Annotated in this window: 13 protein-coding genes; 6 read left to right on the forward strand and 7 right to left on the reverse strand. The window is 65.7% G+C overall.

The genetic code is table 11. The features are described 5' to 3' along the window. Window positions 1-178 precede the first annotated feature (178 nt). The 4 genes from C41B8_RS03775 to C41B8_RS03790 all read left to right on the forward strand — a co-directional run bounded on the left by C41B8_RS03775 (window position 179) and on the right by C41B8_RS03790 (window position 4,747). Complete coding sequence (locus C41B8_RS03775; RefSeq protein ID WP_037334265.1) at window positions 179-1,186, forward strand: autoinducer 2 ABC transporter substrate-binding protein; 1,008 nt, start codon at window positions 179-181, stop codon at window positions 1,184-1,186. A gap of 69 nt (window positions 1,187-1,255) precedes the next feature. Continuing rightward, window positions 1,256-2,803 carry a sugar ABC transporter ATP-binding protein gene (locus tag C41B8_RS03780; RefSeq protein ID WP_051882972.1) on the forward strand — a complete coding sequence of 516 codons (1,548 nt, stop codon included), beginning with the start codon at window positions 1,256-1,258 and terminating at the stop codon, window positions 2,801-2,803. Beyond that, complete coding sequence (locus tag C41B8_RS03785; protein WP_051882975.1) at window positions 2,803-3,777, forward strand: ABC transporter permease; 975 nt, start codon at window positions 2,803-2,805, stop codon at window positions 3,775-3,777. The genes C41B8_RS03780 and C41B8_RS03785 overlap by 1 nt, the downstream gene beginning before the upstream one ends. Window positions 3,778-3,784: 7 nt before the next feature. Next, window positions 3,785-4,747, forward strand: coding sequence for an ABC transporter permease (locus tag C41B8_RS03790; RefSeq protein WP_037334270.1), 963 nt, complete (start codon window positions 3,785-3,787; stop codon window positions 4,745-4,747). Between the two features lie 15 nt (window positions 4,748-4,762). Here the strand turns inward: C41B8_RS03790 and C41B8_RS03795 are convergent, their stop codons facing one another. The 4 genes from C41B8_RS03795 to C41B8_RS03810 form a co-directional block, all read right to left on the reverse strand. Beyond that, the gene (locus tag C41B8_RS03795) at window positions 4,763-5,959 is read right to left on the reverse strand and encodes an MFS transporter (RefSeq protein ID WP_051882977.1); all 1,197 of its coding nucleotides are present in this window, start codon (window positions 5,957-5,959) and stop codon (window positions 4,763-4,765) included. Continuing rightward, window positions 5,956-6,480: a TetR/AcrR family transcriptional regulator gene (locus C41B8_RS03800; protein ID WP_037334272.1), complete on the reverse strand. Its 525-nt coding sequence runs from the start codon at window positions 6,478-6,480 to the stop codon at window positions 5,956-5,958. The genes C41B8_RS03795 and C41B8_RS03800 overlap by 4 nt, the downstream gene beginning before the upstream one ends. 277 nt (window positions 6,481-6,757) lie before the next feature. Further along, window positions 6,758-7,516 (reverse strand): DeoR/GlpR family DNA-binding transcription regulator, encoded by a 759-nt coding sequence (locus C41B8_RS03805; RefSeq protein ID WP_051882979.1) that lies wholly within the window; start codon window positions 7,514-7,516, stop codon window positions 6,758-6,760. A 71-nt stretch (window positions 7,517-7,587) separates the two neighbouring features. Continuing rightward, window positions 7,588-9,036, reverse strand: a complete 1,449-nt coding sequence (locus C41B8_RS03810) for a rhamnulokinase (protein ID WP_051882981.1) — start codon at window positions 9,034-9,036, stop codon at window positions 7,588-7,590. A 162-nt stretch (window positions 9,037-9,198) separates the two neighbouring features. Here C41B8_RS03810 and C41B8_RS03815 point away from each other — a divergent pair, with 162 nt between their 5' ends. Then, on the forward strand, window positions 9,199-9,888 hold the full coding sequence (locus tag C41B8_RS03815; RefSeq protein WP_037334275.1) for a class II aldolase/adducin family protein: 690 nt from the start codon (window positions 9,199-9,201) through the stop codon (window positions 9,886-9,888). 13 nt (window positions 9,889-9,901) lie between these two features. Continuing rightward, a complete protein-coding gene (locus C41B8_RS03820) occupies window positions 9,902-10,681 on the forward strand; it encodes an SDR family oxidoreductase (RefSeq protein WP_037334278.1) in 780 nt (259 codons plus the stop codon). 142 nt (window positions 10,682-10,823) lie between these two features. On the opposite strand, the gene C41B8_RS03825 is transcribed toward C41B8_RS03820, so the two are convergent. From C41B8_RS03825 to C41B8_RS03835, 3 genes are read right to left on the reverse strand one after another with little or no spacing between them, the layout of a single operon-like run. Beyond that, window positions 10,824-11,519 (reverse strand): TIGR04282 family arsenosugar biosynthesis glycosyltransferase, encoded by a 696-nt coding sequence (locus C41B8_RS03825; RefSeq protein WP_051882982.1) that lies wholly within the window; start codon window positions 11,517-11,519, stop codon window positions 10,824-10,826. Continuing rightward, window positions 11,506-12,204: a TIGR04283 family arsenosugar biosynthesis glycosyltransferase gene (locus C41B8_RS03830; protein ID WP_037334281.1), complete on the reverse strand. Its 699-nt coding sequence runs from the start codon at window positions 12,202-12,204 to the stop codon at window positions 11,506-11,508. The genes C41B8_RS03825 and C41B8_RS03830 overlap by 14 nt, the downstream gene beginning before the upstream one ends. Beyond that, window positions 12,204-14,348: an FAD-dependent oxidoreductase gene (locus C41B8_RS03835; RefSeq protein ID WP_037334542.1), complete on the reverse strand. Its 2,145-nt coding sequence runs from the start codon at window positions 14,346-14,348 to the stop codon at window positions 12,204-12,206. Before C41B8_RS03835 ends, C41B8_RS03830 begins: the two co-directional genes overlap by 1 nt. Window positions 14,349-14,352 lie beyond the last annotated feature (4 nt).

The following is a 14,352-nucleotide window of genomic DNA, read 5'->3' on the forward strand; positions in this document are numbered from 1 at the left end:
TATCGCCTTATTTCCTCGGCGTGTTATTTAAAGGATTCTCGGCCCGTAGACGCAGCGCTTCCACGCTGTATCGAGGGCAAGGTGGGCTGCGTCCATTCTGACGTCGATAAGTCAACCGCATCGAAAAACCCACACAAAAAAAGATCGGTCATTCGCCGGTCTCGGAGGAGAATCTGGCATGTCGCGTTTCGCATCCTGCAAGCGTTGGGCCGTGCTGGGCGGCACCGCCCTGGCCCTGACGCTGAGCGCCCCGGTGTGGGCCAAACAATACACCGTGGCTTTCGTACCCAAGCTGGTCGGCATCCCTTACTTCGCAGCCATGAAGAAGGGCATGGACAAGGCCGGCAAACAGTTCGACCTTAAGGTGATTTATCAGGGCCCAAGCTCGGCCGATGTGGCCCAGCAGGTCAACATCGTGTCGAGCCTGATCAACCAGGGCGTGGACGCCATCGGCGTGGCGGCCAACAGCCCGACGGCTTTCGGCCCCATGGTGAAGAAGGCACGCGCCAAGCACATCGTGTTCTATTCGACCGACTCCCAGGTGGAAGCCAAAGGCAACCAGCTGCGGGTCTCGCAGGTCAACGACAAAGCGCTCGGCTACAAGGTGATCGACGTGCTGGCCGAAGAACTCAAGGCGAGCAAGGGCGCGGCCAAGGGCAAGATCGCGTTCGTATCGGGTGGGTCCACTGCAACCAACCTGAATACGTGGATCAAGTTCATGAAGCAACGCCTCAAGGACAAGTATCCGAACATCAAACTGGTCGACGTGCAGTACGGCGGTGAAGACGTCACCAAGGCGACCAACATCACCAACCAGCTGATCTCGGCCTATCCCGATCTCGACGGCATCGTCGGCATCAACACGACCGCCGTGCCCGGCGCCGCCCAGGCCGTACTGACCTCGGGCAAGAAAGGCCAGATCGTGGTCACCGGCATCACCGACCCGAATACTATCCGGCCGTACGTGATGAACGGCACGGTGAACAAGGTGGTGCTGTGGAATCCGGTGGATCTGGGTTACCTCACGGGCTGGGGCGTGAAGCAGATCCTGGACGGCAAGCAGTTCAAGCCGGTCAACGAAGTCCCGGGACTGGATCACAAGATCAAATACGATGCGAAGACCAAGACCCTGCTGCTTGGTCCGCCGATGGTGATCGACAAGTCGAACATCCAGCTGGATTTCTGATCCGTTGACCTCACCGCCGGCCGGCGTACCGAGCGTCGGCCGGCTCCTGCCGCCTCCACGAGGACCAAGATGGCGAGCTTCGAACTGCGCGGCGTGGGCAAGCGCTTCGGCGGCGTACGCGCGCTGGACAACATCGATATCCGCTTCGAGTCGGGCCGCGTGCATGCGCTGCTGGGCGAGAACGGCGCCGGCAAGTCCACGCTGATCAAGATCCTGACCGGCGCCATCATGCCCACCACCGGCGAGATCCGCGTGGACGAGGCCACCGTGGTGATCGACACCCCGCGGCGGGCCCAGGAGCTCGGCATCGCCGCGGTCTATCAGGAGCCCACGGTTTATCCGCACATGACCGTGCTGGAAAACCTGTTCATGGGTCAGGAGCTGCGCGGCACCGCCGGCATGCTCGACAAACGGGCCATGATCGCCGCCGCCACGCCGCTGCTCGAACGTCTGCGGCTGGAACCGTCGATTCTCGCGCGGCGCATGTCCAGCCTGTCGATCGGCTATCAACAGCTCGTGTTGATCACCCAGGCGCTGCTGCGCGATACCCGCCTGCTGATCTTCGACGAGCCGACGTCCATCCTCTCGCGCGAGGAAACCGCGCGCCTGTTCCAGATCATCGGCGAGCTGCGCGAGGCCGGCACGGCGATCGTCTACATCACCCATCGCATGGAAGAGATCCACCAGATCGCCGACGAGGTGACGGTGCTGACCAACGGCCAGCGCCGCGGCACCTATCCGATCGACGAGATCTCCACCGAGCAGATGCTATCGCTGATGACCGGAGGCCACGGCAGCGCCCGCGATCGCGACATCCCGCCCGCGGAGGCCGGCACCGAGCGCCCGCCGATGCTCGAAGTCGAGCATCTGACCGTCGACGGCTATTGCGAGGACATCAGCTGGCAATTGCCGGCCGGTTGCGTCACCGGGCTGTACGGCCTGGTCGGCTCCGGCCGGTCGGAGACGGCGCTGGCGATCTACGGCCATACGCAGCCGAGCGCCGGTACGATCAAGCTCGATGGCGAAACCATCCGGCCGCGCCATCCGGCCCAGGCGATCCAGCTCGGCCTCGGCTATCTGCCGGAAGATCGCCAGTTCCAGGGCGTGTTCCTCGACAAGTCGCTGGAACAGAACCTGACCTCGAACGCCCTACCCGGCTTTTCGAAAGCCTTCGATCTGCTCGATCTGGCCGGCATGCGTCGCTTCACCACCGATCTGATGAAGCGCTACAACATCAAGGCGCCCGATGCCGACACGCCGATCGGCGCGCTGTCGGGCGGCAACCAGCAAAAGGGCTTGTTCTCACGCTGGGCGAACCTGCCGCTCAAGGCCCTGATTCTCGACGAGCCCACCCGCGGCATCGACATCGGCGCCAAGGAAGAGATCCATCGCTTCGTACGCCATCTGGCCGATCGGGGCATGGCGGTGGGCGTGATCTCGTCCGACCTGGATGAAGTCCTGGCCGTGTCCGATCGCATCATCGTCATGCGCGAGGGCCATATCGCCGACACCTTCGAACACGGCCCGTTCTCGGCCGAGACCGTGCTGGCCGCGGCCATCGGCTCCAGCTCTTCCGCCGATGGCAGGCGGGCCCAAACCGCCGAGGAGAACGCCTGATGGCCTCGACTGCTTCCACCGGCTCGCGCTGGCCGAGCTGGATCAATATTTCGGCGCGCGAACTGCTGCTGATCATCGGCGTGATCGTGATCACCGCCGGCATCTCGATCGGCTCGCACGGCAATTTCTGGAACGACTCGAACCTCACCAACCTGATGATCAACACGGCGATCACGCTGGTGCCCGCCATCGGCATGACCGTGATCATCCTCACTGGCGGCATCGATGTGTCGGTGGGCTCCATGCTGGGGCTGGTCGCGGTGGCCGGCGGTACGGCGTTCGAGCACGGCGTCGGGCTGGCTGCCGCCACCCCGGTTTTTCTCGTCGCCGGGGCGATCCTGGGCTTCGTCAACGGGGCGCTGATCACCTACGGCCGCGTGCCGCCGGTGATCGCCACGCTCGGCACGCTGAGCGTGTATCGCGCCGCCGCCTTCATCTTTCTCGGCAACCACTGGATCACCATGATCCCGCCGTCAGTGACCCAGGCGATGGTGCTCACCCAGCCGCTCGGCATTCCAATCGCCGTATGGATCGCACTGGTGCTGATCGCGCTGTGCATGGTGTTTCTGGCACGCCTGCCGCGCGGCCGGCATATCTTTGCCATCGGCAACAACGAGAATGCCGCGCGGCTCAACGGTATTCCGGTGGAACGCATCAAGCTCGCGGCCTATACGCTTACCGGCGTGCTGGTCGGCGTGGCCGCGCTGATGAGCCTGGGCCACAGCCCTATGGTACAGACCACCACCGGCACCGGTTTCGAACTGACCGTAATCGCGGCCGTCGTGCTCGGCGGCACCGAGCTTACCGGCGGGCGGGGCTCGCTGCTTGGCACCCTGCTCGGCGCGATTCTCGTCGGGCTGGTACAGAACGGCGTGGTGCTGCTGCATATCCAGCCATTCTGGTCGGGCGTGGTGCTCGGCGTGATCATTCTCGTCTCGGTGGGCTCGGCCACCGTGCGACGCGCGGCCGATTGAGGGGCTCATGAATCGCATCGACTGGACTGGCCGGGCGCCGGTACTCATCGTCATCAGCGCCATCACGCTAATCGGCGTCACCATCGGCGCGCCGGGCATCTGGAGCGTGGATAATCTGTTCGCCATGGGCGTGCTGGCGGTCGAGATCGGCATCATCGCCCTTGGCCAGACCTTCGTGATCAATGCCGGCGGCATCGATCTGTCGGTCGGCGCGATCTTCGCCCTGGCCCAAGTGACGATGGGGCTGGCCATGGTGGCCGGTGTGCCCTGGCCGGTCGCGGTCGCGCTCGGGCTGTGTGTCGGCCTTGTCTGTGGGCTGATCAACGGGCTGGCGACCGTCTGGCTACGCGTGCCGGCGATCATCGTCACGCTGGCCACCATGTTCGCCTTCAACGGCCTGGCGCTGGTCATCACCAACGGCATCGACGTCAGCGGTTTTCCGGACGGCTTCTATGTCCTCGGCCAGGGCACGATCTTCACCATTCCTTTGCAGATCATCGCCATCTATCTGCCGCTGTTGATCGTGCTGGCGATCGTGCAATGGCGGACCCGCTTCGGCCGGCTGGTCCATCTCACCGGCACCAACGCGCTGGCCGCCCGGCTGACCGGCATCCGTATCGGCCGCGTCCAGATCGCAACGTTCGTGATCGCCGGCGTGCTGGCGGCACTGGCCGGCGCAATCAGTGCCTCGCGTCTGACCACGGCCCGCCCGGACGCCGGCGAAGTCGACAACCTCATCAGCATCGCGATCGTGGTCCTGGGGGGTTCGTCCATCTTCGGTGGCAAGGGCTCGGTGCTCGGCACCGCGCTCGCCACGCTGGTGATCGCGCTGGTCAACTACGGGCTGAGCTTCAACAATCTCAACGCGGTGTATCAGTCCGGCCTGATCGGGCTGATCCTGATCGCGGCCGTGCTGATGCAGAACATCATGCTACGGCTGCAGCAGCGGCGCGCGACGGCGGCCGGCTGAGGCGCTCGGCGCACGTTAGCTACAAGAAGCACGCCCACCGCCCTGTACTCGAACTACAGGCTTATCTTTATCGTCGGCGATATCACGCCGCCCGAACCAGAAGCCGCCAGCGGCCAGGCCGAGGCCGGCAAATACCAGCACCGTGACCTCGAGCGAGGAGCGGCCCAACAGAAAACCGAACAAGGGCGCACCCGCCGTCTGGCCGATGGCAATGGTCAGAAAGCCGATCATCAGCCCCGTCGCCGGCCGCTGCGGGAGCGCCGACGTCCCCCACACAAGATAGACGCCGCTCAGCATCACATAGGCCGCGCCGAATAGAGCGCCGCCGGCCAGCGTCAACACAGGGGTCGTAAACGACAGCCCGACGCTGGCGAGACTCGCCGCCAATACGAGCAAAAATAGCCAGTGCACGACGTTGATACCGAGGCGCGCGATCAGCCAGCCGGCGCCGGCACCGAACGCCCCGGCAGCGCCGATCGCGATCCACAGCAGGCCGGCGCCTCGCGTCGCCCAGTCCAAACGCATCGCCGCGATCTCGCCGCCGAAAGACCAGATCGCCGTACTCGACGCGCCCATCAGAAACGACGCGCCGACCAGCCGCAACAGATTCGGGTCCCACGTCACCCGCCCGCCGACTCGCTGTGCCCCTGGCGGCTTGGCCGCTTTGCCGGGCAGCGAAACGAACGCCGCCAGGGCCAGCACCAGCGCGCTCGCCGCGAATAGCAGAAACACCGTGCGCCAGGCCTGTCCCATCGCCAGCGCAACCGGGCCGGATAAGGCCACCCCGGCGCTCGTGCCGGCGTTGATCACGGTATTGGTTGCGTTCCGGCGCGTCTCGGCCACCGCCTCGGCCACGGCAAGCGCCATGGGCGGTGAGGCCAGGCCCGTGCTCGTCCCTGCCAGCACAACGAACATCGCCAGGCACAGCGCCGAGGGCGACGCGGCAATGCCCAGCATGCCCGCTGCGGCCACCGCGGCAGCACCGACGGCCACGGCCCGAGAGCCGATCCGCTCCGACAACCGGGCCGACACGACAATCGCCACGCAGTAGGCCAGAAAAGCCCCGCCCGAAATCACGCCGGCCAGCGCTGGCGAGATCGCCAGATCCTGCCGGATCTGCGGCAGAAACAGCCCGAAAGCAAAGCGTGCAAAGCCATAACAGACGGCGATCAGGCCAAAACCCGTTGCGCCGATACGTACGGCCGGCGTCATCGTGCGGCCCTCGCAAGCAGTTGCTCGGCACAGGCCGCCGCGGCCTCGATAACCGTGGTGCCACGATAGGTCGCCGCCGCGGTAGCCCCTTCGAACAACGCCAGGATCTGGTCGGCCAATACCTCATCGGCCGCACCGGTTTCGCGTGCCACGAGATCCATGATGAGCGCATACAGTCGTTCGTGATAAGCGCCGACCACGGCCTCGATTTCCGGCGTCTGGCCGCCGGTTTCGGCGCGAACGCGAAAGAACAGGCAGCCGCGCGCGCCTTCCCGTTCGGTCCAACGTCGCAACGAGGCGAACAACGCGCGCGTGTTTTGCGTCTCGAGTTGAGCGAAGAATCGCCGCTGTCGCTCAGTCAGCACCTTCGCCATCAACGCGTTCTTGCCGGTGACGTGTTTATAAACGGTACGACTCGACAGTCCGGATTCGCGCACCAGGCGCCCCATGCCCGTGGCATTGAAGCCCTCGTGATCAAACAGCCGTTCGGCGGTTTCGAGAAGTCGTGTATCGATATCCATGACGATATGTAAAACGATCGTTTTACACCTGTCAAACGCTTTCCCGGGCAGCCGAACCGCGGCCACGAGGCGCGACGACGACGGCTACCCCGCAACGGTGCCGGGAATCAAGACGGGAGACGGGCAGTCGGGCTCGACACCGCCCACGCGTCTCACGGTCGCGCGGGCTGGACCGGCCCCGCGGCACGCTGGAGGCGTGGTGACGGTTCGTGCGCGCCCGGCCTCTACGAATCCGGGGCATGACTCGCCCAGAGTCGGTGGCGCGCGCCGATAGTGTTTAGTAAATCAGCCGGATATCGAGTTCGGCCAAGCGTTCGATCCAGGCGGCGCTCGGCGCTTCGTCGGTCACCACGACGTCGACCTCGGATAACCCACAGATCTGGACCAGCGCGTTGCGATCGAATTTGGTGTGGTCGATCAACAGCGCCTTGCGTCGCGCGTGCGCCATCATCACCCGCTTGATCTGGGCCTCACCGAGATTAGATTCGAGCACGCCGGCCTCGGGGTGCAGCGCCTTGCAGCCGATCAGCGCCCAATCCACATTGAAACGCGCCAACGATTCCTCGGCCAGGCCGCCCACGAACGACAGCGATTTCTTGCGCAGCTCGCCGCCCACGGTAATCAGGGCATGCGGGCTTTCAGCACCGACCGCAGCCAGTCGCAGCGAGTTGCTGATCAACTGCAGATCGCCACGTTCTTCGAGCGCGCCCAGCATTTCGCAGACGGTGGAGCTGGAATCGAGCATGACCGCATCGCCGTCCGCGATGAGCTGTGCCGCCTTGTGCGCGATCTGCTGCTTGGCCGCGCGATTGAACGCTTCGCGGGTGAGATAGGGCAGATCCTGGCTGCGCTTGACGATGGCGATCGCCCCGCCGTGGGTCCGCTCGAGCACGCCCTCGGCCTCGAGCTTTTCGAGATCGCGACGGATCGTCTCGCGCGTGACCTGAAAGCGCTCGGCGAGATCGGCCACGCCGACCTTGCCGTCGGCCAACAGCACATCGAGGGTTTTCTGTTTTCGTTCCGCGGGCAGCATCATCCCCACACGTCAGCAACAAACGAGGCGCGGGCCAAAGCACCGCCCTTGCCCAGTATAACCAGCGTCATCGATCAGGCTTTCTGGCGTAGACGCGAACCGCCCAGCAAGGCACGCGCCGCCCGCAAATCGGGGATGGCGCCCAGACCAATCAGCTGCATCAGCACGTTGCCGTAGGCGGAGGCCTCGACCACGCCATGGCGCAACGGCTTACCAGCGGCCTCGCTGATACATTCACAAAGAATCCCGTCCTGGCTGCCGCCGCCGCTGACATGGATCGCCTCAATCCGGCGCCCGAATACCTGCTCCAGCGTGGTCACGCCGGCCGCGATCTGGTCGGCCAACCCGCGATAGACGGCCAGCGCATACTCGCCCAGAGCGGCCGGGCGTGGCCCGCCGTGCTCGTTCAGGAAATCGTCGATCGCCGCCATCATGTCCTCGGGTGCGAAAAAACGATGATCGGTCGGATCGATACGCACCGACGCCGGCAACCCGGTCGATCGCGCCGCCTGCGCTGCGGCCGTGATCTCTGAAAACGTCGGGCATTCGCCATGACGGCGACGCCAGGCATCGCGCAGCGTCTGGATGAGATACAGACCGTTGATATTGGTAATCAGGCGATGAGTGCCACAGACACCGCCTTCGTTGCCGAAGCGATGCACGAGCGTGTGCGTATCGCGCGTCGGCGTGCTCGTCTCCACGCCCAGCAACGACCACGACCCGAGAATGAGAAACGCTTCGTCCGGCGCGAGATCGAGCCCGGCGACCGCGCTGGCGGTATCGTGGGCGCCCACCGCTACGACCGGCGTGGCGCGCCCGTCGCCACCGCGCAGCGCCGGCCGTAGCGTGCCCCAGACCTCGCCCGGCGCCAGAACCGGCCGGAACAAACGTCGGGGCAGGCCAAGCTCGTCGATAAGCTCGTAATGCCAGTCGCCGCGCACCGTATCGAACAGCCCGCTGGTCGTGGCCAGCGTGTATTCATGGCCGGGTCGACCGGTCAGATGGGCCGCCAGCAAATCCGCCATGAGCAACAGCCGGTCGGCCGCGGCGAGCCGCTCCGGGCGGCGGGCGGCCAGCTCGATGAGCTGGAAGACGGTGTTCAATTCCAGCGGCTGCGCGCCAGTGCGGCGATGCATCGCCTCCAGCGATAGAACGCCACGCGCCACGCCCCGGCTGCCGTGTCCGTTGCGATAATGCAGCGGCGGCGCGAGCACCTGGCCCTCGGCATCGAGCAAACCAAAATCCACGCCCCAGGAATCGATACCGATGGCATCCAGCGGCCCCCGCGCCTGCGCCGCGCGCAAACCGGCTTCCAGCTCGCGCTGCAAGGCATCGAGATCCCAGCACAGCTGGCCATCATCGACCACGGTCGCGGTCTCGAAGCGATGCACTTCCTCGAGCGCCAGGCCATCCGCATCGAGCCGGCCGAGCATGGCACGACCACTGCCGGCACCGAAATCGAACGCCAGACAATGCGTCGGCGCGGATGCCGTGGTCTCGGTCGAATGCTTGATGTGCGACATGGAAACACAAGACGATCCGATGATTTCCGAAGCTACGCCGCGCATCGTCATATAACAACATGAACAAAAGTATTACCTGTTTTTATGTTGTTATTTGGGCGATTTCATTATATTAAGCCAAGGAATCAAAACCGGCGCCGCCGGCTCCATACGGACTCTTCCATGACGGCATCCACCACCGAACAAGCCTTGCGCGAACATATCTGTGCGATCGGCCAACGGCTGTATCAGCGCGAGATGGGCGCGGCCAACGACGGCAACATCTCCGTGAAGCTGGACGACGAGCGCCTGCTCTGCTCGCCGACCGGCGTCTCCAAGGGGTTCATGACCCCGGACATGATCTGCCTGATCGACTATAACGGCGACCCGATCGGCGACAACGGCCGCAAACCCTCGTCCGAAATCCGCATGCATCTGCATGTCTACCAGCACCGGCCGGACGTGAATGCGGTCGTGCATGCCCACCCGCTTTACGCCACCGTGCACGCGATCTGCGGCAAGCCGCTGACCCAGCAGATCATGCCCGAGTCGACCATTCTGCTTGGCGAGGTGCCGATCGCGCCCTACGGCACACCCTCCACCATGGATCTGCCGAACTCCATCACCGATTACCTTCAAACGCACGACGCGCTACTGCTGGAAAACCATGGCGCACTGTCCTACGGCGCCGATCTCGACAACGCCCACTTCAAAATGGAAGCGCTTGATTACTATGCGAAAGTGGTCTATCTCGCCTCGCAGTACGGCGGTGCGCACGAATTCAGCGATGCCGAGGTCGCCAAGCTGATCGAACTGCGCAAGAACCGCTTCAAGCTGCCCGGCCGGCATCCGCTGGTCGACGGCCGCGACTGAACCGGCACACGTCATGAATATCTTCGATCAGTTCCGTCTTGACGATCGCGTCGCCGTGGTCACGGGCGCGGCCCAAGGGTTGGGCTATGCCATGGGCGAGGCGCTGCTGTCCGCCGGGGCCCGTCTGGCCATCGTCGATATTGATGCCGACAAGGCCGCGGCCGCCGCCGAACGCCTGTCGGCCCGCTACGACGGCCGAGCTCGCTCTTACGCGGTCGACCTGACCGACGAGGCCGCGGTGGTCGATATCGCGGCCCGGGTGATCGCCGATCACGGCCAGATCGACATCCTGTTCAACAATGCGGGCGTCGCCCATCACGCGCCGTCGGAGTCCGACGACTACGACGCCTGGAAGCGGGTTGTGGATATCGATCTCAACGCGGTGTATCTGCTGTCGCGCGAGATCGGCCGGCACATGCTGGACCGACGCGCCGGCTCGATCGTCAATACAGCGTCCATGTCGGGACTGATCGCCAACGTCCCCCAGCCCCAGTCGGCGTATAACGCTGCCAAGGCCGGTGTGATCATGCTCACCAAGAGCCTGGCCGTGGAATGGGCGGATCGCGGCGTACGCGTCAACGCCATCGCGCCGGGCTATATGAAAACCGAAATCACACGGCCGTTCTTCGACGAAGGCGGGCCGATGATCGACCGCTGGATGAACATGACGCCCATGGGTCGCGCGGGCGAGCCGGAGGAACTGGAGGGTCTCGCCGTGTATCTCGCCTCCGATGCATCGAGCTTCGTCACCGGCGCGGTGTTTTCTATCGACGGGGGCTATACCGCCGTCTGAGCGCAACAACGCCCGAAACCGCAAACGTCGCACTGCAGTCGGCAAGCGCATCCTCAAAGACCCCATCCGATGCGGCACCCCAAGCCCCGAATCGACGAGTTAGCCGGCGCCCCAACTGGCGACTTCGGGCCGTCGCTATCGCTCAGCCCGGCGCGGGGTCGAGCAGCCCTTGCGCTCGGGCCCGGATCAGGTCTTCCGGGCGATCGATATCCCACAGCATCGGCTGCTCCTGCCAGCTCAGGCCCGCCGCATCGAGCCGGGCCCGGGTCTGGGCCATCACCCGTTCGGTACTCCAGGCGATGTCGACGAACAGCGCATCGAGTATCCGCGACGGCAGATGACGCGCAGCCGCCGGCCCGAGGCCCACGAGCACATAGCCGCCATCCGCCACCGGCGTGAATACCACGTCGGTCTCCGGGGCATTCAATACCTGCGCGGCTGCCCGGAGTTCGGCCGCGCCGAGCAGCGGACAATCGCTGCCGATCAGCAGGACACGTCGCCCGGCGCCCCACAGGTTGGCCATCGCCGCACGCATGCGGGCGCCCAGATCGTCGCCCTGCTGGGCGCGAAGCGTGATCGGGAACGTCTGGCGATAAGCTGCCAGCGTGGGATGCGCCGGATCGCCCGCCACCCAGAGCGAGACCTCCGATCCGGCGACTTCACAAGCCGCCGCGAGCGTCCGCTGCAGCAGAATCCGCTGGATCGCAACCGCACCGTCGGCGCCAACCGCCGGAATCAGCCGGGTTTTCACGCGGCCGGACACCAGCGGCTTGGCGAACACCGCGATATGCAGCGCGGCGCGCCCGGCGAATTGATGGTCTTCGTCAGGCCCGGACATGGCGATACCACTGCGCCAACCGTGCCGGCGATACACCGCAGGCATAGGCCGCCCGCAGGGCCCACATGAGCACGACGGTTCGGGCGACCCCTTGCCCGGTCCAGCGACGCCCGGAGGTTACGACACGGGCGCGCAGGCAGACTGGCCGCGACAGCCGCTTGAGCCGGATACAGATCGCGATATCTTCCATCAGCGCCTGCTCGGGAAAACCGCCGACCCGCGCGAAGGCCGCACGGGTCACGAACAGCGCCTGATCGCCGGTGGCAATGCCGGTCAGCCGGGAACGCCGGTTCATGAGTGCTGCGATCAACGGCAGTGCGGCAGCGCGGCCCTCAATGCGAACATCGAAACGCCCCCAGTCGCGGCCGCTGTCCGCTAGAGCGCGCTCGATCGCGACGTCGGCGCCCGCCGGCAATTCGGTATCGGCATGCAGAAACAGCAGGGTACGGCCCCGCGCCGCGCGAGCGCCGGCATTCATCTGGGCCGCGCGGCCGCGTTCGGCCACTAGCACTTGGTCGGCGTGCGGCCGAGCCTGAGCCACCGTGTCGTCGTCGCTGCCACCATCGACCACGATCACTTCAGCGCCCCGACGCCGCAACGGCGCCAGCGCCTGCAGTGCGGCCGCGATGATCGCGGCCTCGCGATAGACGGGCACGATAATGGACAGCGGGGCTGCCGGAGTCATCAGCTTCTCCGGCGGTCATGCCGCCGCCAGGTATGCCAGCGCCCCAGCCAAGCCAGAATCCAGGCCGGCGCGTGGGCGCGCTTCCACTCGCCCGCCACGTATTTGTTGGCTTCGAGCCGGGTCGGATAGGCATGGATGGTGCCGAGGATCTTGTTGAGGCCGAGCCCGTGGCGCATGGCCGTGACGAATTCGCCGATCAACTCGCCGGCCTCGTCGCCCACGATCGTGACGCCGAGAATCACGTCCCGCCCGGGCCGGGTGAGCACCTTGATGAAACCGCTCGAGGCGCCGTCGATGATCATGCGGTCCAGCCCGTCGAGATCGTAGTGGGTGACCTCATAGGCGATGCCATCGCGCGCAGCGCGGGTCTCGTTCAAGCCGACCCGGGCGATCTCGGGCTCGGTATAGGTGACTTCGGGGATCACCGAGTAGTCGACCTTGAAGCGCCGGACGCCCCCGAATAGCGCGTTGACCGCCGCATGCCAGGCCTGATGCGCGGCCGCGTGGGTGAATCGGAACGGCCCGGCGACGTCGCCGCAGGCGAGGATGCTGGGATGACCGGTCTGCAGAAATTCGTTGACCGCGAGCGCACGCCCGGTCTCGATGCCCAGGGCTTCCAGCCCCAGACCTTCGGTATTGGGCGTGCGGCCCACGGCGATCAGAAGACGATCAAACGCATACGCCGTTTCGCGGCCATCATGCTCGCACAGCAGCACCGACTCGCCGTCGCGCTCGGTCACGGCCCGGGCGACATGCCCGGTGCAGACATCAACGCCATCGGCCCCCAGCGCCGAACGCGCGCGTTCGCTGACGTCGGTATCCTCGCGCGTCAGCAGCTGCGCGGCGCGCTGGACGATCGTGACCCGGCTGCCGAAGCGGGCAAACGCTTGGCCCAGCTCGCAGGCGATCGGCCCGCCGCCGAGCACCACCAGCCGCGCCGGCAGTTCGGTCAGATTCCAGACCGTGTCGGAGGTCAGATAGGCCACCGTATCCAACCCCGGCAGATCGAGAATACGCGGTCGCGCGCCGGTAGCGATCACGATGCCGCGCGCGGTCAGTTCGCGGCCGTCCACAGCCACCGACCAGGGCGAGGTTAGCCGGGCCTCGCCTTCGATCACCTCCACGCCAAGCGACGTATAGCGTTCGATCGAGTCGTGCGGCGCGATCCGGGCGATGGCCTCGCGCACCCGTGCCATCACCGCCGCAAAATCCACCCGCACCTGCTCGGCCTGCACGCCGAAATCCGTCCCGCGGCGCATGAGGGCCGCAACACGCGCCGACCGGATCAGCGTCTTGGACGGTACGCAGCCGTAATTCAGGCAGTCGCCGCCCATGCGATGGCGTTCGATCAGCGTGACCCGGGCCCGCACGGTGGCGGCGATATAAGCCGTCACCAGCCCGGCCGAGCCGGCGCCGATCACAATCAGATTGCGATCGAAACGTCGGGGCTTGGCGAACGCGCGTTCCCGGCGCCGCCGCTGCAGCCAGGCCACCACCCAGCGCGCGATCAGCGGGAACAGCCCCAGCAACACGAACGCCACGATCAACCCCGGCGAGAGCACATCGCCGAGCCGCTGGATGGCCGCGAGCCGGGTGCCGGCATACACATAAACCAGCGTGCCCGGCAGCATGCCCAGCTGGCTCACCCAATAGAACGTCGTCGCGCGCAGCGCGGTGAGCCCCATAAGCAGATTGATGATGAAAAACGGGAACACCGGCACCAGCCGCAGCGAGAACAGGTAGAACGCGCCGTCCCGGTTCACGCCGCGATCGATCGCGGCCAGCCGCTGCCCGTATCGCCGCTGCACCCAATCGCGCAGCACGAAGCGCGCGGCCAGAAACGCCAGCGTCGCGCCGATCGACGAGGCGAACGACACCAGCAGCACGCCCTGGGCGACCCCGAACAACGCGCCGCCGGCCAGCGTCATCACCGCCGCGCCGGGCAACGACAACGCCGCCATCGCGACATAGGCGACAAAGAACAGCGTGGAGGCAAGCAACTCGTGGGCCCCAACCACCGCCGCCAGCTCGGCGTGCCGGCTTTTCAGATACGCCAGATCGAGATACTGCCCCAGGCCCAGCGCAAAGAAGGCGATGACAGCGGCGACCAACGCCACCGCGATGCTGACCCGCAGCGCGGTCATCGAA

The organism is Salinisphaera hydrothermalis C41B8 (assembly GCF_000732535.1).
Taxonomy (GTDB): Bacteria; Pseudomonadota; Gammaproteobacteria; order Nevskiales; family Salinisphaeraceae; genus Salinisphaera; species Salinisphaera hydrothermalis.